Source organism: Nitrospira sp. BLG_1 (assembly GCF_047338595.1).
Lineage (GTDB): Bacteria > Nitrospirota > Nitrospiria > Nitrospirales > Nitrospiraceae > Nitrospira_D.
Genome location: NZ_JBLFBO010000029.1, coordinates 1 through 22,636, shown reverse-complemented (window position 1 = coordinate 22,636; position 22,636 = coordinate 1). Strand labels below are relative to the sequence as shown.

Below are 22,636 nucleotides of genomic sequence, written 5' to 3'. Positions count from 1 at the left end.
ACCAGGGGACCTGGTGAGTAAAAAAGTATATCGGCAGTGCCACAGGTGGTCAACGAATTGCAGGGAATTGCGCAACGCGGTCGGTTGTGAAGCGTATCTCGTTCTTGAATTCAGACGTTTCAGATTTCATATTTCACGTTTGATGTCTCAAGTTTGCGGGTAACCTGAAACATGAAACCTCAAACGTGCAACAACGGGCCACGAAGGGGGTGGATGGTTCAGCCTGCTGTTAGGTCTCGGTGCGAGGTGTCGTGTCGGTGCGATCAGCGTACTGATCATGGATGCGGGTGAGCTCATCCGTCGATGCGATAAAGGTGTCGAGGAGTTCCGGGTCGAAGTGCGCGCTCCGGTGTTTGCGCATGAGATCGATCGCATGCCCTAGTTCAAATGCCGGCTTATAGACCCGCTGGGTTGTGAGTGCGTCAAAGGCGTCGGCGATGGCGGCAATACGGCCCTCGATTGGAATGGTCTCGCCCTTCAAGCCTCGAGGATATCCTGTTCCGTCGAAACGCTCATGGTGGGTATAGGCAATGACCGCCGCGACTTTGAGCAGTTCGGCATCCGACCCGCTCAGAATCCGATACCCGATTTCCGCATGTTGTGCGATGACCCCGAATTCTTCCTCGGTGAACTTGCCGGGTTTCAAGAGGACGTGATCCGGTGTGCCGATTTTTCCGATGTCGTGCATGGGACTGGCGGTACGGATCAAATCGCATCGTTCCGGTGAGAGGCCGGCTTTGCGGGCCAGCAGTTCACAATAGTGGCTCATGCGTTGGACATGCTGGGCCGTTGCGTTGTCGCGAAATTCAGCGGCAATGGCCAGCCGCTGGATCGTTTCCTCTCGTGACAAGCGCAGCTCTTTTTCCGTGCGTTCGAGCCACTCCAACGCCTGCTGGAGCGCAAGCGTTCTGGTCCTGACGATATCCTCGAGGTTTTCCCGATGATGACGGTTTTCCAATTCGAGCCGGCGTCGCCGCAGCGCGTTGGCGACGTCGATCAACACTTCGTTGGATTCAAACGGCTTGACGATGTATCCAAAGGCACCCACGTCGAGCGCGGCGTTGGCCAGAACAGAACTGTCGAGGCCGGTCACCATGATGGCTGCCGTATGGGGATGTGCCGTGAGCGCATGCCGGACGAGGTCCATACCGGATTCGCCGGGCATATTGACATCGCACAACATCAAGGCGTAGGGCTGGGCGGCCAGCTTCTGTCTGGCCTCTCGGGCATCAGCCGCCCCTTCGACTGTGTAGCCATGGGACTGCAGGAGATACGCGAGCAGACGGCGGATCGGTTCCTCATCGTCGACCACAAGAATGAGCCGATTATCGAGGAGCGTCTGGTGTGTTGTCTGGTCCAGGAGAACTGTCATGGATCGGGTCTTGCTGGTTTCGTAGCGGTTGAGGCTCGCCGTGTTAATTCCCTATCGGTGTATTTGCTGCCGACTTGAATCATCGACAGAGGGATAGCAGGGGGAGTGCACATTGTGTGCCGAACGCCTGAGACTTGTCGCGAACCAGACTCCTCCGCTCAGTCTGTTGTGATGATCATGCACTTGAAGAATCAACCCATCTGGATTGGAGTTTAGGGTGATTGAGACTTCAGTATCGTACTCAGTCTGTAGAATGCTTCTGCTTCTACGTCAAGCGATTGTACAGAATTCGCCAATGTTATCGGGTGGTTTTGAACAAATAGCCTGGATTGTTCAGTCGAACCGCCGTCCCCAGGGCGATCGAGTCCTTTATTGCGGTAGGGGAGAATGAAGATGGTTTGCGCTTTCGTAAGGCCTTCACTATAATCCGGTCCCTATCTTGAGGAAGGGACAAGGCATGAGTGGAATTTCAGGGATGGTACGGTTCGATGGGCGTCGGCGGGATCAGATCCGCCCCGTCAAAGTGACGCGGAATTTTACCAAGCATGCGGAAGGATCAGTGCTGATTGAAATGGGAGATACCAAGGTGATCTGTACCGCCTCGGTAGAAGAGAAAGTGCCCCCGTTTCTCAAGGGAAAAGGCAGCGGCTGGGTGACTGCGGAATATGCGATGTTGCCGCGCGCGACGCATGAGCGATCGCCTCGCGAGGCCGTGAAGGGGAAGCAAGGCGGGAGAACGCTTGAAATTCAACGGTTGGTCGGACGTGCTCTGCGGTCCGTCACCGATTTATCGCAACTGGGTGAACGGTCTATTTGGATCGACTGTGATGTGATCCAAGCCGATGGCGGAACCAGGACGGCCTCAATTACCGGCGCGTTCCTTGCGCTGGCCGATGCCTGCACGGTCTTGAAGAAGAAGGAACTCATCAAGAAGTTGCCGTTGACGGATTACTTGGCCGCCATTAGTGTCGGGAAAGTCGGGGGAGAGGTCATGGTGGATCTCGCCTACAGCGAGGACTCCATGGCGGAAGTGGATATGAACGTGGTGATGACCGGTCGTGGTCGGTATGTCGAAGTGCAGGGTACCGCGGAGCGGACGCCGTTTGCGAAACAGGATATGGATGAATTTCTGGCGTTGAGTTGGCAAGCCATTCAGCGGCTCACGACCATTCAGCAAGAGTTGATCGGTGCCCTTGACTAAGGAATCACTCAAAGAGCTTGTTCTCGCTACCCGGAATCCTGACAAAGGACGAGAGCTTGCGGCGTTGCTCGGAGGGTTGGGAATTCACATCCGCACCTTGGCGGAGTTTTCTGCTGTCCCGGAAGTGGAAGAGGATGGGGAGACTTGCGAAGCCAACGCCATCAAGAAAGCCAGGGAAGTCGCTCGTTCGACCGGTCTTCCCTCGGTGGCCGATGACACAGGTCTGGAGGTCGATGCACTCGGAGGCCGACCCGGTGTGTTTGCCGCTCGCTATGCGGGAGAACATGCGACCTACGAGGATAACTGTCGCAAGCTGTTAAGCGAGCTTGAGGGGGTCCCGAAGGGGGCACGGCACGCACGGTTTCTGACGGTGGCCGCGATTGCCTTTCCCGGTGGCGATATCCACGTCACTCAAGGGAGTCTCGAAGGTGCCATTGCGGAACACCCCATCGGAGATCGAGGGTTTGGGTACGATCCGGTATTTCTGGTTCCGGAGTATGGAAAATCGCTTGCCCAGTTGACGATTGAGGAGAAGAATTGTATTAGTCATCGAGCCAAAGCGTTTGCCCAGATGCGAGCTTGGTTGGAACGGCAGCTTTGAGGCGCCGGTTACAGTGAGCATGGGTGACGGAGTCGACGCAGTCAGGTAAACGGGAGAAAGCTGGAGCTTAACGAAAATTAATCCGTCGGGGCGTAGCGCAGCCCGGTAGCGCGCCTGCTTTGGGAGCAGGATGTCGGAGGTTCAAATCCTCTCGCCCCGACCAACCAGCCTTCTCTTGGAAAAATTGTTTCTTTGGTATGGGTAGCTTCTCTGTTCTTTCCTCCATTCTTCGTCCATACACCATCTCGTTTTGATGGTTCCCCTTCAACCACTGGGCAACTCACTCGAAGTACGTGAGAGGACAGGCACGACCGTCTCTCAACTCTGCTCAGGACGGTAAGCCTGTCGAATCGTCTCGTGTGGGGTTGTTGCAGGTTCGTTCCTTGACGTCTCCGGCTTCGCTTCAAGTCGAGCCTGTGCGGGCTCTACGGTCTCTGGGGTTCTGAGTTCTTTAGCAAGCTGATCGATGGGCGACGACTCGTCACGCACAATGTGGTGAGGCGTACCGTTCAAAGCCAAGGGTGTGTTTCACGACTCATGACGGAGATTGTCGCTGTTATTGAAGGACGTACAACACTACGGCAATCAGGAACATCGCCAGTATCAGGCTCGTGATGTAGATTGTTGCCCACAGTGCCAGGATCGTGAGCTCACTCCTCATGTGTTTCCCTCCTTTCCGATGACGGAATCCTGTTCTTTGTTATTCCGTTTCCGCTCTTGTCAGACGAAGCCAACGCATATATCCTCGAAAACACTTCACTCTTCCGCTGTTCACCGATCCGCAGAGCTCTCTTACTTAAAGTTCACACTTGGGAATAGTACGGTACCTTGAGACTATTGGGAGAGCATGACTTGTGCCAAGATGTATGGCTGGGAGAAGGCCAGCTATTGTAATGAGTTAAAGATAGGGGGACGACATGGAGACCATGCGATTCTGGATCGGAAACGATTCTGTCATGGATCTGAATCGATACAGGTGTGAAGAGATGTGAGTGGAAATTGATGAGCTATGCACATTGCGAGTCGAGGCCTCGTTTCGTGAACACAGCTTGCGGTGGAGTTTCACGGCCGTCGTGCTATGGAACTTCACGGTGGAGCATATTGTCGAAAGCCTGCGATCCGCCTCAACCAGGGATGACGGAGAGGCTCTTAAGAGCAGAACACACAGCCCGCTATTCTGCAGATGTAGAAGTGGGTGGTTTTGCCGGAATCTGTTTCTGCCTGAGCAGTTTGGTCAAGTACGTGCGCTGGAGTCCCAACTCTGTTGCCGCTTTGGTTTGGTTCCAGCCGTTCCTCCGTAGGGCAGTCTCAATGAGCTTTTGGCTATAGGCGTCCATACTCTGGTGGTAGGAGACAAACACCATGTCGGAAGAGAGGTCCTGATTGGTCGAGGACGAATCGTCCGTCGGGAGCGGTACGGTCATCAACGAGAGATGCTCCGGGCCGATGGTGTCACCAGGACAGAGGACGAGGGCACGGGTGAGGACGTTCTCGAGTTCACGTACGTTTCCAGGCCAGGAGTAGGCGTGCAACCGTTGCAAAGCCGAATCGCTGAGCGTACAGCGACGATTGAGTCCATGTTTTCCAGGTTGAGTCAGGAAATGCTCGGCAAGCGCCGGCAGATCATCCAGGCGATCGCGCAGCGGGGGGAGGTTGATGGTAATGACCGCAAGGCGGAAATACAAATCCTCACGGAACGTACCTTGGCGAATCGCCTGCTGGAGATTCTTGTTCGTTGCTGCGATGAACCTCACGTCGGCCCGCACTTCCTGAGTACCGCCCACTCGATAGAATGTTCGGTCGTTCAGCACTCGCAGGAGATGGCTTTGCATGGTCAGTGGCATATCGCCGATTTCGTCGAGAAACACGGTGCCGCCCTCGGCGATTTCAATTTTTCCCGGTTCTCGTTTGATGGCTCCGGTGAAGGCGCCCTTTTCGTGGCCGAATAGCTCGTTCTCCAGGAGGTTCTCGGGGAAGGCTGCACAATTCACTGCCACAAAGGGTCTGCTGGATCGAGGGCTCCATCGATGGATGGCCCGTGCGACGACTTCTTTTCCGGTGCCCGTTTCACCCAGCAAGAGAACGGTGACGGGTGAAGAGGCCGCTTGTTTGGCGACAGCGAGCTGTGCCGCCATATGCTTATTGTTGGTGAGTGCCGGCTGAAATTGATTTTCGACCTCCTTGCGGAGGGTGGCGACCTGACGGTGCAGTGTCACGGTGTCGAGTGCTTTGTTGATGACCACGGTCAAATGGTCCGAGGTGAATGGCTTGGGGACGAAATCAAAGGCTCCCAGCTGCATAGCTTGCACTGCGCGTTCGATCGTTCCGTATGCGGTCAGCATCACAATGAGGGGCGTCGTATAGGTTCCTGAGGTTGGATGGGGTTTCTCATCCGGGGGCTCGGTGTGTGCGGATGTTTGGCTGACGTGTTTCAAGACGTCAAGTCCCGAGAGTAACGGAAGCTCTAAATCCAATAAGACAAGGTCGGGTTGTTCCTCTTGGATCAATCGGAGCGCCTCCTGCCCATTTGTGGCTGTCACCGGTTCGTGGCCCATCCATGTGACGCGATTTTCCAAGCCGAGGAGGATATCGCGATCGTCATCGACAATGAGGATTTTCGCACGCATCGGTGGAGGCTCCTTTCTAGAAAGACATGTGCCCGTGCTGAGTATAATCAGCTGACACGGGTTCGTTCGGGTTCGGTTGAGGCTGATCCGGGGACTTACGCGTTGGGAGTGCAAAGTAGAAGTGAGACCCTGCTCCAGGCTGACTCTCGACCCAGATCCGGCCATGATGCATCGTTACGTATGTCTTAGTGATCCAGAGACCAAGTTGGGCACCTTGGGATGAGGGCATCGCTGACGGCACCTTGGAGAACTCTTCAAAGATGTTCGCGAGGTGAGTCTCATCGATCCCACAACCGGTATCGGCCACACACATCTGGACGACATCTGGTGATGAGACACAGGACTCAACCCATACCCGACCGCCTGGCTGGGTGAACTTGATGGCGTTGCCGATCAGATTGACGAAGATTTGCTCCAATTTATCGCGATCCCCCAGAACCAGCGGCAGGGATTCACTGGGGACAACTACCAGCGAGACCTGCTTCTCCGACGCCACCGTCTGTAAGCTGTCCACGGCGATCGTGGCGATCTGGTGGAGACAGACTGGTTCCAAGCGTAAATCGACTCGCTTGGTATCCAGACGTGACCAGTCCAGCAACTGAGCGATGATTCTGCTGAGTCGTGCGACGTTGTGCTGGACCCTCGTCAGATAGGTCTGCTGGAGATCAGTCAACGGACCGGTAACCCCGTCCAGCATGTTTTCCGCAAAGCTTCGGATCGCGGTCATGGGTGTCCGTAGCTCATGGGAGACGACGGAGAGAAATTTCGATCGACGCCGGTCATGTTCCTGAAGTTGAGCATTGGCCTGAGAGAGTTCCTCGGTACGTTGTTCAATGCGCTCTTCGAGATGCTGAGTCAGCTCAGCGAGATCAGCGTAGGCCGTGGCATTGTCGATGGCTGCCGCGACATGACCAGCAATGGTCACAAGTGTATGTAAGTCTTCATCCGTGCAGCGATGGGTTCCACGATCACCCGCCAGATATCCCAGGATCTTTCCATGGCTCTGCAGCGGGGCACCGACGAATGACTGGATCCCAGATCGACGCACCAATTCCAATAACGGGGGGTAGAATCGATGGGTGGCGGTTTCAACGTCATGGACCAAGACCGCTTTCCCATGGAGAAGCAGTTCGGCTGTAATTCCTCCATTGTCGATAATAGGCACGTGAAGACGTTGAACACCTTCCACAATTTCATGCGAAACCCCGACAATTCTGGCAATGGAGGCGTGGGTCTGTTCCTGTGTCTGAAGCACTACCATCATTCGAGTGAAGCCAAGGTTCTCAACAATCAAATGAAGCACGGTGTCGAGCAGGTTATTCCTGTCGAAGAGGGTCGTGTTGGCGATGGTGGTACTGGCCTGATGAATGGTGGTCAATTGCCTAATCTGTTGGCGTATCGTGTCGAGGTTTTTGCCGATTGCTTGATTACGGTCACGTAAGGACTGCGTCATCACATTAAACGCATGGGTGAGTTGTCCGACTTCATCATTCTGTGAGGAGACAGGGAGGCCTGTGGTGTCCTCACCCTCTGCAAGTTTACGGGTGGCGGCGGCCAGACTGCGTAGCGGGGTCGTAATGCGAGAGGTCAGCAAGTAGATGATAAGGATGCCGGTTGCGATGATGAAGGCGGTCAAGATGAGCACATTGCGCACAATGAGGGATAAGGCCGCCTTGGCTTGGGCATCAGTGATCCCGATACGGACGATGCCCACCACCTGGGACTGCGTGGACGGTGATGGAACCTTCCGGTTGTCCTCAAGCTCGATCGATGGCGAGGAGAGCGGAGTGTTATCTCGCAAGATCGGCATGGCGAAATCATAGAGTGTTTCCTTCCGGATCAGGAAGGGGACGAGCCAGTCCGAGGCTGTCTGTTGAGGAATCAATGTGTGGTCTGATGACCAGACGAGCCGTGTGATCAACGGCGTCGTCAGTGGAATATGAGTCAATGAGTCGGACAGTTGATCGTCGGGATAGATCGGCGAGGGAGGCGCGAGCGATGGGGTACGACCGATATCCTGCATACGTTTGCTTTGTCTGCTGAGGAGACGGCCGTCTGATCCCGTGATGATGACGTAGACCACATGGTCAATGGTCATGAGACTTTGCAGGAATTGATCCAGCGTGGTGCGGTCTTCCAAGATGATTCCCGCCACGCGAAAATGATCGTTGCGGACGGTATTCGTGAGGAGGATGGTCCCCATTTCATCCAAGTTTGCGGTCATGGCCTCATGTCTGGTTTCAAGAAAGTACCAGCTTAAGGTCGAGCAGGTCACGATCAGAATGAGACTGAACAGCAAGACGAACTTCAGACGGAGCCCCGACGTGCGGCGCGGCCGCGGTGGGGAAGCGTCGTGCTGGTTTTGGTGAGCGGGGTACATGATGGATCACTCAATAGGCTTCGTCGATCAGATGCTCGACTTCCTTCGGGATCGTAATACCCAGGTAGCGGGCCGTCTTCTGATTGACGCTGATATGGATGCGTTGAACCGATACCGGTTTGAGCGTCATCATGGGTTCGCCGTTTAGAACACGTTTTGCCAAGCGACCCGTCTCCCGGCCGACTTCCCCGTAGTCGACCGATAGACTGAGCAGTGCACCCAAACGCGTGAATTCGGTCGAGAAGGCAATTACGGGAACTTGTTTCGCCACTGCGGATTCCAGGATAAAGCGGATCGACTCATCCGTCAGCACCGTTGGGTCGGGAACGAGCCATAGCGCTTCGGACTCGGACAGGAGGGCGCGTAGTTGCTGGGGAATGTCCTTTTCACTCGTGACGGGAAAGCCGCGCACCAGAAAGTCTTGGACAGGCGCCCGTATCTCAGCCTCTTTCAGTTTTGAAGAACTTTTCTCTGGGTCATAGAGCATGCCGATGCGATGGAGGCTCGGTAAGAACGAGCGCATGACCTTAAATTGGCGGTCTGATGGAATTTCCAGCAGCACACCCGTCATATTGCCGGCAGTGAGATGATGCTTGAACGGGTCGAGAATCATCATGTAGAGAATTGGAATATGATCGATTTCAAGTTTGGCCGCCAGAGCTGCCTTCAACCCAACGGCCACGACTAAGGATGACTCCGACGTACGGATTCGCTTTGCCAGCTGCTTGCCTCGCTCTAGGTCGCCTAGCAGATCGTACTCGGCAAAGATGGCGGATCCCGGTGATGTGGCTTTGAATCCGTCGATCGCGTCGTTATAGGCCTTGAGATCTGACGACTTCAGAATGGTGATCTCAAGACCGGCAGCCTCAAGATGTGTCGGAAGTATCCAGAGTAGAGATGCGAACACGAACGCCATCCGCAATCCGAATTGGACAGGGACGGTGAGTGGTGTTCGGTGTAGGCCAGCCGTACGCGTCATGGTGGCGTGAGCACGGTGAATCTCAGCACGTACGGTAGACAACGGATCGGGTGATGACGATGAATCATGGGAACTCATCACCTCGTGTCCACTGCTTAGCAAATCGCATTGTGCTGCAGTCTGTCAGACGGCTTATTCTCAAGTAGGGAGCAAGCATTATGCCGTCGGCTCATGGGAAATGACTGGGACGGAAGCACCCATATTCATGCAGGTTCGTAAAGGGGTGTCTGGATTATGATCCCAGGTAAGCCACTAGGCGGTGTATCATAATCGATTCATGCTGAATCCAAAAGGATTCAATTGGCGAAATCTACTCGATCTGTGGCCAAGGTTTTTTATCGTACCTTTGTTTGAATGGAGCTGAGATCCCAATCGGCTACGCCGTTGAGGCCGACTTGTCTCAAGAGTGCGGCACGGAGTCGCCGAAGTGAAGGGTCTGTTGGGCTTTTCTCGATCAGTGCACACACACAGCCCATGGCGTCGTACCAGAGTCCGATTGTGGCATTCGTACGAACGCTATCCTGGTCACAGGTCATCTTGGGTGAGATGGTGACGATACATTCGCTGAATTCACATCGTTCGATCATCCCCCCTGCGACGATATCCGAGGCATGAGATGCGGAATCCGGGCTGGCCGACACAAACCAGCGGTATTGAACATTCGGCTCCAATGTCAAGCCTAAGGTCTTCAGGTCGATGGTGTGCACGCCGGCTGCCGGTGGCGTTGAAAGCGGGCCTTCATAGATCGGGCGGACCTTTCGATCATCCGTGATGGTGAATTTCAACGGATAGGAAGTCGGTTTTGACAGAAACCAATTCAGCGTCGGGGTTTGTTTCACCGTCAGACCGATATGGTCCGGTACCAGCGCCACGATTTCCGCGTCAGCCGAATCTTTCCCACGCAATGCGCCACCCACTCGTGCACGGGGAAGCACATTCTTTGGTGGGGCATAGGTCGGCAGCTGCAGGTCATCGTGTTGCCCTGTGAGTGGCGTCGATGGGAGGTCTGCCGCAGGCGTTCCTGTGGCAGAGCTGACGAGGCTCAGGGCCAGGGCAATTCCAACGAGCGTAGAGGAATGGCGGAGGTGCATGATGGCTCCTTTCCAGCTTTAAGCGGTTGCTCGCGCGCTTCAAGTTGTTGTGCGCGCCGTCCGACTAGAGCCAGTTATTCATCAATAAGAACGGTGACCAGTACGCTGGATGGCCATAGATCCGGTCGTTCAGAAGTTTCTGTTGGGCACGTTGGAGCGCGACGGCTTTGGAAACCGAGGGATCGCGCAGCTGACGATAAAATTCCGAGATCAAGCTGGCCGAGGCCTCATCGTTGATGAACCACAGGGTAGCGAGTGCGCTGCGAGCACCGGCCTTCAGCGCCACACCGGCCAACCCGAGCGCCGCACGGTCATCGCCGACACCGGTTTGGCAGGCACTCAAGGTCAACAGTTCGAGCGGCTCTTGCCTGAACCGAAAGAGGCCGATCAGTTGATCGAGCGTCTGCATCGTCAGTTTCCCGTCGAAGGTCAAGAGATAGGAATCGTTCACGTCGGTCGAGAACTTGCCGTGGGTCGCAATATGGAGACCTCCATACCGGCCTTCACGCAATTCCCGTTCCAGCCTGGACGTTTGAAAGGCATTGTTCAGGAGTTGGTCACTTTTGTAGAGCTGTTGAATGGATTCCACCTCGTTTGCCACGTAGGGCAGGGCAGGGAAGCCTTGCACCGCGGTCGTAAGGCCGGCGGTGAGGAAGCGGAGTTTCTCGCGATTGAGTGGACGTGGATCGGTCAATGTCAGACCTGGCGTCATGGCGAGCGCGAACTTGCTGACCAGAAACGAGGTGCCGTCGTGAAGCGCGGCCAACGGAATCGTCCGCAGCGCGCTGTCCGGCACAATGACCAGCGTCGAGATGTTCTGATGGGACAGATCTGTTTCAAGAGGTCGGATCAGCCAGTCGTAGAGCTGCTGGGCATGCGGGAGGTATTCACGGGTCGTGCGCTTTTCCACTAGCCGTCGAAAAGCCCGAATTTCTTGAGTCAATTGGTCTGCGGCTACCGGGACTGAGATGCGTTTCAAGCCGGAGGGGAGGCTCATCAGCAATTCCAGCCGGGAATTGAACATGATGGGATAGACGACGGCCGTATCCGCTGATAAGCGATCGAAGGTCGTCAATCTCGACCGAACGGCATCGACACACTCATCCTTAAAATAGTCTCGCAGCTCAGCGGTCTTGTACGCTTCGATGGCATCGCGGGCGGCGCGCAGATCACCATCGATGGCGTGGATCTCGTCGGTCAGCGAGGCGCGCTGCAACAACAAGTCGGCTAGTTCAAAAAACAGGGGTTTCACCGTATCCTGCTCACCAACGACACCATCCGAAGAAGCCTGTGTCAGTTCGGCGCGAATCGGTTGGACGGTCAGCGTCGCTTGCCGGTAGGAGGCGATGGCCTGGTCAAGTTGTCCGACTGCAGCCAACTGACGTCCGAGCTGCCATTGCCAGCGATAGAGTGATTCCGGCGCATCCACCGATTGTGCGGCGAACAGCGCTCGCCTGGTGAGTTGTAACGCTTCATCCATGCGGAATGATGTTTCATAGAGATGCCCGAGGTACCCCAATGCATAGGAGAGGGTCCGTTTGTCGCCTAGGCGTTCCGCGATCGTGGTGGCTTCTTGGAGTACGCCGGCAGTGCGCAGCAAGAGCGCATCATGTTCTTGAGGCAGGTGAGACAGCAGGCGCTGGTAGGTCACCGCGATTCCGATGAGTCCGAGCGCTGTTTGTCTCGACGGAGGCGATACCGCTTGTAATTGCTCCAGTGCGGCATCAAGGGTGAGGCGGCTGTTGGTCGCCTGCTTGAGTCGTAACCACGCGCGTGCGGCGTTCGTACGGGCCGTTGCCGCGAGAAGGGAAAGCCCTGCGCGTTCTGCGTGGGTCACGCTTTCCTGAAAGGCATCAAGGGCCTTCTCATCTTGTTGTTGGAGGACAAAGAGGATGCCTAGATCGTTGAGCGTAGTTGCAAGGAGCGGCGAAGAATTCTGTTTGTGTGCGAGGGTTGACGCCTGCTGGAGAAACTCCGATGCCTGCGGCAGTTGTCGCATCGTCAAGTAGGCCCGTCCCAAGTGCCACAGGATCGGGGCTTCCACAAGAGGATCATCGCTCTTTTGTGCCAGCCCCAAGGCAAGTTCCAGAGACTGGAGCGCCTGCTTGGATTGTCCCAATCCCAAGGAGGCCTGAGATGAGAGAACCAGGGCCTCGACCTGTGCCGGGGTATTTCCGGAACTTTTGTAGAGTTCCGCTGCCTGTTTCCAGTGAGACAAGGCGGAACTAAAGGCGCCTCGTTCAAAGGCCAATCCGCCTTCTTTCATCGATGAGCCGGCAGGGGAGGACAGGTCATGGGATTCCGATGGTGTCGCGATGAACAGCAGAGCAGCGATCAGCAGAAGACGGCAGATTCCGCGAAGAACAAAATGAGTAACTGGTCGATTGGGTACCGACATCGAATGCGTTTCCATTAAAAGGCCTGAACCACAGCTTGAAGATGAATCCCATAGTCTTGGAGATTGCCGGACGGATGGGCCACGTGATTGAGCGGCACACCCCAATAGAGTTCAAACCTGGCGCGCTCTCGTGGCAGAACGCTCCAACGCAGACCTAACCCGACGCTCGCGAGTGTCTCAGGATTGGGGGTTTCACCTTTGGCCTGCCAGGACCGTCCAGCGTCCACGAATTGAGCGAATTGCAAGAGAGGTTCGCCGCTGGCATAGCGGAGCAGGGGAAATCGGGATTCGACGGAGAGGAGAAAACCGTTGTCTCGGATCAAGGTATTCTCACGATACCCGCGGACACTATACCGTCCTCCAAGAGGAATCTGTTCCAGCGGGAACAGGCGATCGTTGGCCAGTTGCAAGTTAAGCTGCCCCAACAGCTGCATGCCCCACCAGTCTTCGAAACGCCGGACACCCTGAACTTGCCCCAACCAGGAGAAGAAGCGTCCATCCGGTAAAGAGCCGGCATTGGTCGTGGCATTCAGGACATCCAATCCGACAGAAAAACGAGAGCGTACCGCAATGACAGAGGTCGCGGTGCGATGAACATACTCTTGAACGAAGCGCAACGCACTGACAGAACTGACTCCGGTATCGGACGAGCCGGGAATGAGAAGCGGGGTTTGACCTAAGGGATCGAGCGTCGAGGTGATTTTGTTGTACAGTCGTTCACCGGTGATGGCGATGGCGACTTCGTCGGAGAGGGTTCGATAGACCGGTTGCCGAAGTGTGAAACCGATGACTTCCGACTCAGAGTTTAAGTTCAGAAACCCAAATTGATCGCTTACAACCGCGAAGTCGTTTCGACGATAGGAGGCGGTGAAGGTCGTGTCATATCGATTGAGAGGGATCGTATAGGCCACATCTATGATCGGGTGTACCCCGCGTGAGCCGCCGTACGTGATGCTCAGAGGATCTCCATGACCGGTCACATTTTGATGGGCGACCGTCATCAACCCTCTCTCAGCTCCAACCACCGGCGTCTGATGATTGCTAAACTCCAACCACATCTTCCAGGGGCTGTGTTCTTTGACCTTGACGTTGAGGATGCTTTCTCCGCGCTGGTCGCCCGGGCGCAGTTCGGCATTAATCCGTTCAATCCGGGAGTCTTGTTGAAGGAATTGCAATCGAGTCTGGAGCGGTTCCATCTTCAGTGGAGGACCTGCCCCTAACAAGATACGGTCACTGACATAGCTCCGCCTGAACCAGTTCGTCCCTTCAACGTCGATTCGTGAGAGAGCGCCTTCAATGATCTGTAGCTGAATGACTCCGTCTTTCACGTCTTGATCCGGAATGACGGCACCGGACGTGATGTAGCCGTTGTTGACGTATAAGAGTGTGAGAGCCAGCCGCAACCGTTCCAAATCCTCAGTGGTCAAGGTGCGGTTTTCATATGGCTGAGTGATCGTATTAATCTCTGACTCCGAGAACGCGGTATTCCCGATGACCTGAATCTTGTTCACGAACACGCGTACTTGTCCGAGCTGTTGCTGCGCGCCGTCCTCGGATGGTACCGGAACCGGTGGGAGCGTGGGGCTTGGTTCTTGGACCGGTGCTTTGAATTCTCTCTTCAACGGTGCAGGAGGTTCTCCGGAGCGGAGTGTCGGATCGAAGATGGGCGGAGCCGTCTGCGGGACAGCCTGGCCAAACAGCGGCGACGATGTCGAAACGATTGCCATGAGCAGACCATAGGACAGGAAGATTGGGACGAGACACCGACGCCGGTCTTGACGCGCCGAACCAGCAGCGCCGACCGTCATGAGGGACAGCCTGTGGATCCAGTCGCAAAGGTCCGAACCAAAAATCCAGGCGGTGTCAGCTGTCGCAGCGAGAGGATGTTTGTGTTGTCCTTCTTCTCGGACATGGCCGACAATCTATTCAGGCTTTTGCTCCGCACCTTCAGGCTAGACGCCTGCTCCGTACTCTCTCCCGTCAAATGTTCCATTGACACTGGGCTGTTGAGCCATCCGTCTGGTTCGGTAGGGAGCGTGTCTCGTCCTGCAAGAAGAAAGGTGCTCTGCTCGCCACCGGCTAAGGCGACACAGCGGTTTTGCAACAGCACTTGCGGCGGGCTCATCTTCGACACAAGCTGACCGACTGAGCCACTCAAATTCGAGGTTGGCGATTGAATGGTGACGGTGCCACTCACACCACGTTGTGATGAGGCACTAATTAAGCTGGCTGAGTCAGCTAAGAACAGGGGAGTCACTAACGTAATATTCCCCCCCGCACCGCCTACTGCTTGCGAAGTAACATTGCTGCCTTCCAACATCACCACTTTTGGATCGATGAAGATATTTCCACCGCTGCCCTCGGCCCCCTTCACGGAGGTGCTGATCGTGCTGTCTACGAGACGGACACGGTCGATAGCTCGGATGTCAATGTCGCCGCCATTCGCCTGTGGTGATTGAGTAGTTGTGGTAATAGAGGAGTGATCAAGCAAGTCGAGCTGCTGGCCAGCGTTAATGGAGAGTTTCCCAGCGTCGCCAGAATTGCTACCCGTGCTGCTGGCAGATATAGCTCCGCCGTTGCTTACCACGATAGACTTTCCAGCAACCAACGAAATGTTGCCACCAACGCCTATGCCTTCTGTGTCAGCGAAGATTCCGCTCCCTTGTCCGTCAATTAATATAGATCCTCTAGGGCCTAGAGTTTGAATCGTAATATCTCCTCCCCGGCCGGAGGGGTTGATATTCTGGGGAAGACTACCCCGATTAGGAGCCCTGGTACTCCCACTTGAGAGTTGGGCACCGGTCCTTACTTGAAGCGTATCTGCAACGATCTTAAGATGTCCACCAGAACCGGACGCAAACGTAGCGCTGTTGATGATGGTTCCCTGAGTCACAACTATGTCTCTTGCGTTGAGACTAATGTCTCCAGCCAGAATATCATTAACAGAACTAGTGGTAATGAAACCACCTGCTATTTCTAGCTCACCTGAAAGCGTAATAGTAATGCCGTTGGGCTTGAACTGACTGTCGTTGTCAGCAGAAAGTAAGCCAGTATTCGTTATCCGGAGGTTCTTTGCAGTGATCTCAACTTGTCCTCCTCCACCACTCTTAGGGGAGGCTGAAGTGAAAAAATTTGCTCCGTCCAGAACAATATCTCCTGCAGGTGCTGATGCTATTACTTTGCCCGTAGTTCCGCTACTGTTGTTGAAAGTTTGAGAGGTGACTTGAGTGAATACGTTTTCAGTTATTTGAATGTTCCCTTGTGCGCTCGACAGCTCCACATTGCCGGAGTTTCCTGTCGAGTTGAGCCTGGAAATGGACGCAAGATTTACCAAGTTGGTAATTTCTATATTCCCAGTTGCATGTAAAATAATATTCCCAGCATTGCCAGACCCTTCGGTGTCACTTTTGATACTTGTAATCTGCGGACTCTCTGGGGAAGAACCGGGAATACCTAGAATTGTTATTCGGTTGGCATTGACATGCACGCCCCCATATGTAGTGCCCGGAGTGGTGTTGCCAGTTACTTTTGTCTCAATGGCAGAGCCGTCCTGGATGATCACATCCTGACTAGCAAGGATGTTTATGCCTCCTCCAAGCGATTCTGCTCCGTTTGTGAGGTTACCAGGTCCCGTGATCTTGGAAGAGATTGTGGAGTTACTAAGAACGAACTGTCCGCCTCGAATGAGCACCGTACCTCCACCTGCGCCACTGGTGTCGATAATCGATTGCTCTACCCTAATTGCGCCAAGCTCGCTAAAAGATTGACCGTTGATGTTTGGAGCCGGGTCCAACGTTCCTGCCAAAATTTCCCCTGGCGAAGCTACGCTGGCTATATAAACTTGCTTGCCCTGTGTTGAGGGAGGCGGAAGATTAGCGATGTTTCCAAGCGTGCCAGACTCAACTGTGACATTCCCCCCAACAACCGCAATTGATTTGCCAGGTTGAACTTCCAAGTTACTTCCCTGTAGAGAAATAGAAGCTGGATTAGGGTCGAGGAATCCAAATGCAGCAACGGGGGCACTGGTAAGCACACTTGGCATTGCAGGATTGGCGTGGAAGAGCCCTGCTCTTCCATCAATTGAGGTGAGCCGCACGTAATCTGCAGTCGTGAAGGTTGCCGATCCTCCCACGTTCAATGCTGCAGTGGGACCAAAGATAATGCCTGCTGGATTCATAAGAAATAAATTGGCATCTCCGAACCCAGTGGTTTGAATGGTGCCAAAGATGTTGGAGGCATTTCCACTAGTGACGCGAGTAAGAATATTATCTGTGACCAAGCCTGTATTATTCAGGAAATTGGCGATGTTGTTATTTGGGACACTAAAGTCCCCAAAGCTATGAAACAAGTTTGTGTCTATTCTGGTTCCTCCTGTGATGTCGTAGTGGGTCTTCCCGCCGACTGACATCGGAGCGCTGATTTGAGTGTTCAAACCAGAAGACGTGATAGGAGGTGTTGACATTTGTGCAAAAGCAGCAGAAACGTGAAGCGCTGTCGCGTAGAAGAACGCACCTATGACCCAACCAGTTATCGATGGATCAAGCCGTAAAGTAGTTACAGACGCATTCAATGCATAAGCCATGAAAACCTCAGGGTGAACACTCTTTTCTTTCAGGGATTACATTGATGACCAATCTCAAACTCGCCCTTAACAAACTTGTCAAATGCCTCATTGTAGCTGTCTAGTTCAGATCGTAGAGGCGTAAGTTCTGGAGAAACCGTATAGTCAGGATTTCGGTTATATGAAAGAAAGGATTGTAGTATCGCCTTCGATCTCTTTCCTTCATTCCCTGCCGAAAGAATGGCCAACCCAAAGTCGTTCTTTAGCTTTGAGGTCTTGAATATTTGCTTTAGGTCGCTGGCTATATCTATGTCCAAATATAATCCAAGCTTCTCTAGATTCGGAGTAGATAAACGTGCTCTTCCGTCTTCCATTATTCTTAAGAAGACTTCTGCTCCAGAGAGAAAGTGTGCACATTTGAATTTTGGACATGCACCTCCGTTCAACCCCATCACAACACCTCCTAGTTAAGTTTCGGCCTTAAAGGGAACTTAGCGGACGTTCGATACAGGTACGACTTCGATCGAGTTAAGAGTTTGTCCAGCCTCATTTGAAGGTAACATCCATAGGCCCTTGATATGCTTGCCGAGGCTACGTTTAGCCGTCTCTTTCCAGACACTTAATATTCCTGTTACTTGTTTTGCGCATGCTCTCTTACGATGATTTCTCACTTCTGCATTGTGGAAAATGTTTCCCTAATGATTTTTCACACTATCTTGTGGTACTAGTGGCCTGTAACAGTCGATTGTAGATTGTCCTATTCGCCTTTGGCGCGATGACCAAGGTTTAAAGGATAGACATCTAGCTAACAAGCGCAGTACATAATCAGTTTTACAGTCCACTAGTCATCTAATTTGGTCTTGGTATGCCATATTCATTTTGATAAGTCCATTCGGCCCAGGTCAAAACTTTAAACTCCTTTGATTATTTTCCAGGAGCTCTACTGATAAGTCACCATCTCGTTTGCTCGCCCTTCGTTGTTTCTCTGTGAAACAACACTGGGCATGGTGCATTTCAGCAACCGTGGCTTAATAAAATAAAGAGGGATCAGAGATTTGTATGCTCGTCATTCACGCGGTACTGATCCACAAGGACTTTCTTTCCTATCTCAACACTCGTATGGCCAATTGGCTCTAGCAAGGTATGGGCCACCAATGTGAGACCAGAGTAATTGGTTTCTTGTTTGTGTAAAATACGTAGATTCTATTTGTGGTTACAGGTCTGCGAGTCGGAGTTACTCTCGATGTCATGGGCTGGGGAAAATGATCAAGGTGAATCGAATAAGATTCACTTCCGTTGTATCTAAATAGATTCACCCCGCATCGATGACAGGGAGGTCGGTAGGTTCAGAAGCAGGGATGAACTACATCGACGACGGGTGTTGGGATGCCTCGGTTCGTGAGTGTCCGCGTGGGTTGATCTCGCCAAGGGGTTCTTCCCTCTCTGAAGGACTGCTGGGGATGACACAAGAGGAATTTTACGAGCGGCAGTCCGTGGTTCCCGTTGCAAAGGATCGAACCAGAAATCCTGGCGGGGTCAAGTGGCGTAGGGAAAGCGCGGCTGGATCAGGCGATGGTGTGGCCAGTGTTGGGAGACCATTTAGGTTGTTTTTTTGACCTATCACTCCGGACGCATGCGCGCGATCCTCTCCCATCCAATGCTCGACCGAGACTGGAGTATTCAGCCATCCACCAGGTTCCTCCGGAAGGCTATTGCGGCCAGTAAGGAGGAAGGTGCTCTGTCCGTTTCCGGATTTGGCGGAGCAGTGGTTCTGCAACAACACATGCGGCGGGCTTGGTTTAGCCGCGAGTTGACCTACCGTGCCGCTGAGGTTCGACGTCGGAGATTGAATCGTCACGGTGCCACTCGGGCCGCGTTGCGATGAAGCGCTCACGACGCTTGTGGAATCAGCCAAGAACAGGGGTGTGACGAACGTCATGTTTCCTCCGACACCGTCGACTGCCTGAGCGGTGACGGCGCTCCCTTGTACGATGACCATCTGCGGATCGATGAAGATGTTTCCGCCGCTCCCTTCGGCTCCTTTCACAGATGTGCTGATCTCGCTCTTATTGGCGAGATGGACGAGGTCAATGGCTCGGATCTCGATGTTGCCACCATTCGCCTGTGCCGATTCGGTTGCCGTTGTGATGAAGGCGTGATCGTGTAGTCCTAAGTGTCGACCGGCATTAAGCGAGATGGTGCCGGCATTTCCTGCGGCTGTCCCTGTGCTGCTGGCGGTGATCGAGGCGCGGTTGCTTAGAGCGACTTGATCAGTTGCCGTTATGGTGATTGAGCCACCAGTGGCAGTATGGCTCGTGCCGGTTGTTTTTGCGGAAATGGTCCCGCCATTATGGAGTCTCAGTGAGGAGGCCTCCATGAAAATATTACCAGCTGCGCCGCTTCCTTGCGTATCGGTAAAGATGCCGCTTTCTCCTCCATCAATGTGTACGGTGGCGCCTTGATGGTTGAGACCTTCGATGCTGATGGCTCCACCACGGCCAACAGGGCTTTCGCCTGTGGTAGGGTTAACAAGGCTGCCACTTGAAAGTCTTGCTCCATCCGTCAGTTGAAGATTGTCTGTGAAGAGACTGAGCCGTCCTGCCTCGCCGGAGCTGATTGTACTGGTGATGAGCATGCTGGACTCACTGAGCACCACCTCGCGACTCCTGATAATTAAGTCTGCTGCTTTGGCAGGCCCAGCGGTGCCGGTTTCAATAATTGCCCCCCCCGTAAGGTTGAGACGACCGGTCGTTGTGATGGTAATGGGCTCAGCAACATGCGGCGTGCTCAAATTATTGCCCAGAATCGACGCACTGTTTTGCAGGAGTAGATTGTTGGCTGTGAGCTGGATTCCTCCAAGCTTTCCCGTTCCTTGGGATGAGGTGTAGACGTATGAGTCATTGGCACGAATGTCTCCGTGCGGTGCGTTGATGCTGATGGAACCAGTGTTTCCGCTGCTCATTTGTGATTGGGTTGTCACAGAGGACAATTGTACAAGAGAGATGTTTCCCTGGTGGCTCTGGAGCGTGATATCTCCAGCGTGGCCAGAAGCGCCTCTTGATGCGGAAATAATGAGGGCGCCAGAGTCTAGCGTGATGTCTCTTTGGGCACTCAACGTAATATGACCGGCGTCTGCCACTGTTGTTGTTTCTGTCTTCACTTCAGAGGAATTGGTGATGTGAACTGAAGCCGTGTCGATGGAAATGTGTCCTGCCGTTGAGGAGAGTTGTGAGGAGTCGATCACCAGGTGACCGCCTCGAATACGGATCGAGCCGCCACTCTCACCACGGATGTCGATGCTCGATTGTTGCGAGATCTGGAGGGCACCAAATGTCGTGAACGTGTGACCATTGATATTGCCTGTCTCGGTTACGTTCGTTGCGAGAATTTCTCCCTGTGATGCGACGCTGGCGATACGGGCCTGGCCATCCGGCGCGACAAGGCGTCCGCCGGTTATAGTCACCCCGTCTGGCACAGCGGTGGTGGCACCTGTATATGGATTGATAGACGTGAAGCCGTGGTTGCCACCAATGAAGGAAATAGATTCACCGGGCTGAACGGTTAAGGTACTCCCTTGAACAGCGATGGCTGCCGGATTGGAATTCAGAAATCCGAAGGCGGTGATAGGAGCACTGGTCAAGAGGTTTGTCTCTGTGGAGGCTGAGTGGAAGATTCCTGAATTTGAGCCATGACCCTCTGCGAGTCGTAGATAGTCTGCGGTGGTAAAGGCGACCGAGCCGCTCACGTTTAACGTTGCGGTGGGTCCAATGACAATACCGGCTGGATTCATCAGGAAAAAGTTTGCACCGGGGTAGCTCATGGTGTTGATGGTGCCAGAAAGACTCGACGGATTTCCCCCGGTGACCCGACTCAGAATGTTGATGGTCGTGAGCGTCGGAGTCGTATTCTGAAACTGCGCCGTGTCGCCAGGTCCAATACTAAATTGGTTGAAACTGTGAAAGAGGTTTGTTCCATTGCCAGGCCGGATTCCTCCAGTAATCTGGGTTGTGTGGCCATGCGATGTGACCGTAGTTCCAAGATCACCGGGCCCTGTTGTAGGAGTGATGGTTGTGGTTTCCTGAGAGAGGGCAAGTGAGGTCACAAACACTACACACAACAGCGGAGCGACAATCGATCCTGAACGCTTTCTAGCGAAGGGCTTGAGCAATCGAAACATGTGTGAACTATAGAGCGTTCTGCGAGCGTCCTGCAATCTTGGGTTTTGGGCGTCACTGAAACACTTGCTTGGCCTATGATTAAGAGGGTATGCCCCGGATGCTGCCACCGGAAGCGACGGCCGCTCAAGAACGAGATTGTGATGACCACTTTGACCGGCAGAGTGGCATCGCTGAGTAGATGTTTCGAGAGAGGCCCATGGATGTTCTGCGAAGAGGAGGGGATCGCTGGTGGTTGCGGCCGTGGAGTGAGAGAACCTATCTCAAAATAGAAAGTGACGTTTTGAGATAGGTTCTACCTTGGAAGGCTAATTAGGAGTGCACATGCACGGTGTACCCGGCTGGGCAAACACAGTGACCGGACTGATGGCAATGTTTTGTTGTAACAATAACTGGGCATGCATGCGCGGCCTCAAGCTTCTCCGATCCCGTCATGACGGTAACCGCCACAAAAAGCACAAGCCCAGAACCGATTTGAAACCATCTGTACGCCTTTTTCATCTCTTGTCTCCTTTTAGTTAGATGGACCGTTGGCTGATTCAGCCTAGTTATCTCTATTTGAGTTGCTCAGCACGAACTCAATGCTGTTTGTCACTCTGGCTTCAGAGAAGTAAAAGCAAAATCTATGCCGGTAGTGCGCGGGTAAGTCATTTCAGTACACTCTGTTGTAAATACGTACGCAGTATAACACGTTGCGTGGTGTGGGATCGTGGGAGATTTCGGTATTGAGCACGAAGTGACAGAGAGATATGAATCAAAACCGATTCACATCGGGAACAAATCAATTCAGTGCGAATGGGGGATCTGAGTAATTGCGAATGTCTTAGCAGGCTAAGAGTGCTGGAGTATGACTGTCTCATGGCGAACGAGCCTCTGTGACGCGTGCTACGTGTTGGCCAATCATCAAGAACCATTCACAAAGGTCGGACTAATTCAGGTTTCCACTTGAAAAAATAGGATGTGAGCTCGATTGTCACCTTCTGGATACAAGCAGAACTGCTGTGTGCGGGTTCATAAAGACACGAAGTGATATGGACCGAAGAAGATTCATGCCTGTATCTCATCCGATTCAGGACATACTTGAGAGAGGCGACTGGCTCCTACTTGACGGCACCCTGGGTTACGATTCAGACTAGCCTTAAGTTAGGGCTGAGTGTAGAGTATTCAACTTGCTCGTTGCCTTGATATCACCACGCTGTCTTTGCAGAACGCGCCCGTAGCTCAGTCGGATAGAGCATCAGCCTTCTAAGC

At 53.6% G+C, this 22,636-nt stretch carries 12 protein-coding genes and 1 tRNA gene; 3 read left to right on the top strand and 10 right to left on the bottom strand.

The genetic code is table 11. The features are described 5' to 3' along the window. Nucleotides 1–229: 229 nt before the first annotated feature. Nucleotides 230–1,372: an HD domain-containing phosphohydrolase gene (locus ACMTNU_RS15635; RefSeq protein ID WP_413936233.1), complete on the bottom strand. Its 1,143-nt coding sequence runs from the start codon at nucleotides 1,370–1,372 to the stop codon at nucleotides 230–232. Nucleotides 1,373–1,847: 475 nt separating this feature from the next. Between ACMTNU_RS15635 and rph the strand changes: the two genes are divergently transcribed. From rph to ACMTNU_RS15620, 3 genes are all read left to right on the top strand, one after another. Further along, a complete protein-coding gene (gene rph, locus ACMTNU_RS15630) occupies nucleotides 1,848–2,573 on the top strand; it encodes a ribonuclease PH (RefSeq protein ID WP_413936242.1) in 726 nt (241 codons plus the stop codon). Next, nucleotides 2,560–3,174, top strand: a complete 615-nt coding sequence (locus ACMTNU_RS15625) for an XTP/dITP diphosphatase (protein ID WP_413936232.1) — start codon at nucleotides 2,560–2,562, stop codon at nucleotides 3,172–3,174. The genes rph and ACMTNU_RS15625 overlap by 14 nt, the downstream gene beginning before the upstream one ends. A gap of 86 nt (nucleotides 3,175–3,260) precedes the next feature. Then, a tRNA-Pro gene (locus ACMTNU_RS15620) sits at nucleotides 3,261–3,337 on the top strand. A 1,009-nt stretch (nucleotides 3,338–4,346) separates the two neighbouring features. Here ACMTNU_RS15620 and ACMTNU_RS15615 read toward each other — a convergent pair. The 9 genes from ACMTNU_RS15615 to ACMTNU_RS15575 form a co-directional block, all read right to left on the bottom strand. Then, nucleotides 4,347–5,801 (bottom strand): sigma-54-dependent transcriptional regulator, encoded by a 1,455-nt coding sequence (locus tag ACMTNU_RS15615; RefSeq protein ID WP_413936231.1) that lies wholly within the window; start codon nucleotides 5,799–5,801, stop codon nucleotides 4,347–4,349. 16 nt (nucleotides 5,802–5,817) lie between these two features. Next, nucleotides 5,818–8,181 (bottom strand): ATP-binding protein, encoded by a 2,364-nt coding sequence (locus ACMTNU_RS15610; protein ID WP_413936230.1) that lies wholly within the window; start codon nucleotides 8,179–8,181, stop codon nucleotides 5,818–5,820. Between the two features lie 10 nt (nucleotides 8,182–8,191). Beyond that, nucleotides 8,192–9,238 carry an ABC transporter substrate-binding protein gene (locus ACMTNU_RS15605; protein ID WP_413936229.1) on the bottom strand — a complete coding sequence of 349 codons (1,047 nt, stop codon included), beginning with the start codon at nucleotides 9,236–9,238 and terminating at the stop codon, nucleotides 8,192–8,194. Between the two features lie 257 nt (nucleotides 9,239–9,495). Next, complete coding sequence (locus tag ACMTNU_RS15600; protein ID WP_413936228.1) at nucleotides 9,496–10,251, bottom strand: DUF928 domain-containing protein; 756 nt, start codon at nucleotides 10,249–10,251, stop codon at nucleotides 9,496–9,498. Between the two features lie 64 nt (nucleotides 10,252–10,315). Next, complete coding sequence (locus ACMTNU_RS15595; protein WP_413936227.1) at nucleotides 10,316–12,649, bottom strand: CHAT domain-containing protein; 2,334 nt, start codon at nucleotides 12,647–12,649, stop codon at nucleotides 10,316–10,318. Nucleotides 12,650–12,663: 14 nt separating this feature from the next. Further along, entirely contained in the window at nucleotides 12,664–14,457 is a 1,794-nt protein-coding gene (locus ACMTNU_RS15590; RefSeq protein WP_413936226.1) for a ShlB/FhaC/HecB family hemolysin secretion/activation protein, read from the bottom strand. Beyond that, on the bottom strand, nucleotides 14,454–17,231 hold the full coding sequence (locus ACMTNU_RS15585) for a filamentous hemagglutinin N-terminal domain-containing protein (RefSeq protein WP_413936225.1): 2,778 nt from the start codon (nucleotides 17,229–17,231) through the stop codon (nucleotides 14,454–14,456). Before ACMTNU_RS15585 ends, ACMTNU_RS15590 begins: the two co-directional genes overlap by 4 nt. 29 nt (nucleotides 17,232–17,260) lie before the next feature. Continuing rightward, complete coding sequence (locus ACMTNU_RS15580; protein ID WP_413936224.1) at nucleotides 17,261–17,665, bottom strand: hypothetical protein; 405 nt, start codon at nucleotides 17,663–17,665, stop codon at nucleotides 17,261–17,263. Between the two features lie 1,022 nt (nucleotides 17,666–18,687). Beyond that, a complete protein-coding gene (locus tag ACMTNU_RS15575; protein WP_413936223.1) occupies nucleotides 18,688–21,387 on the bottom strand; it encodes a filamentous hemagglutinin N-terminal domain-containing protein in 2,700 nt (899 codons plus the stop codon). Nucleotides 21,388–22,636 lie beyond the last annotated feature (1,249 nt).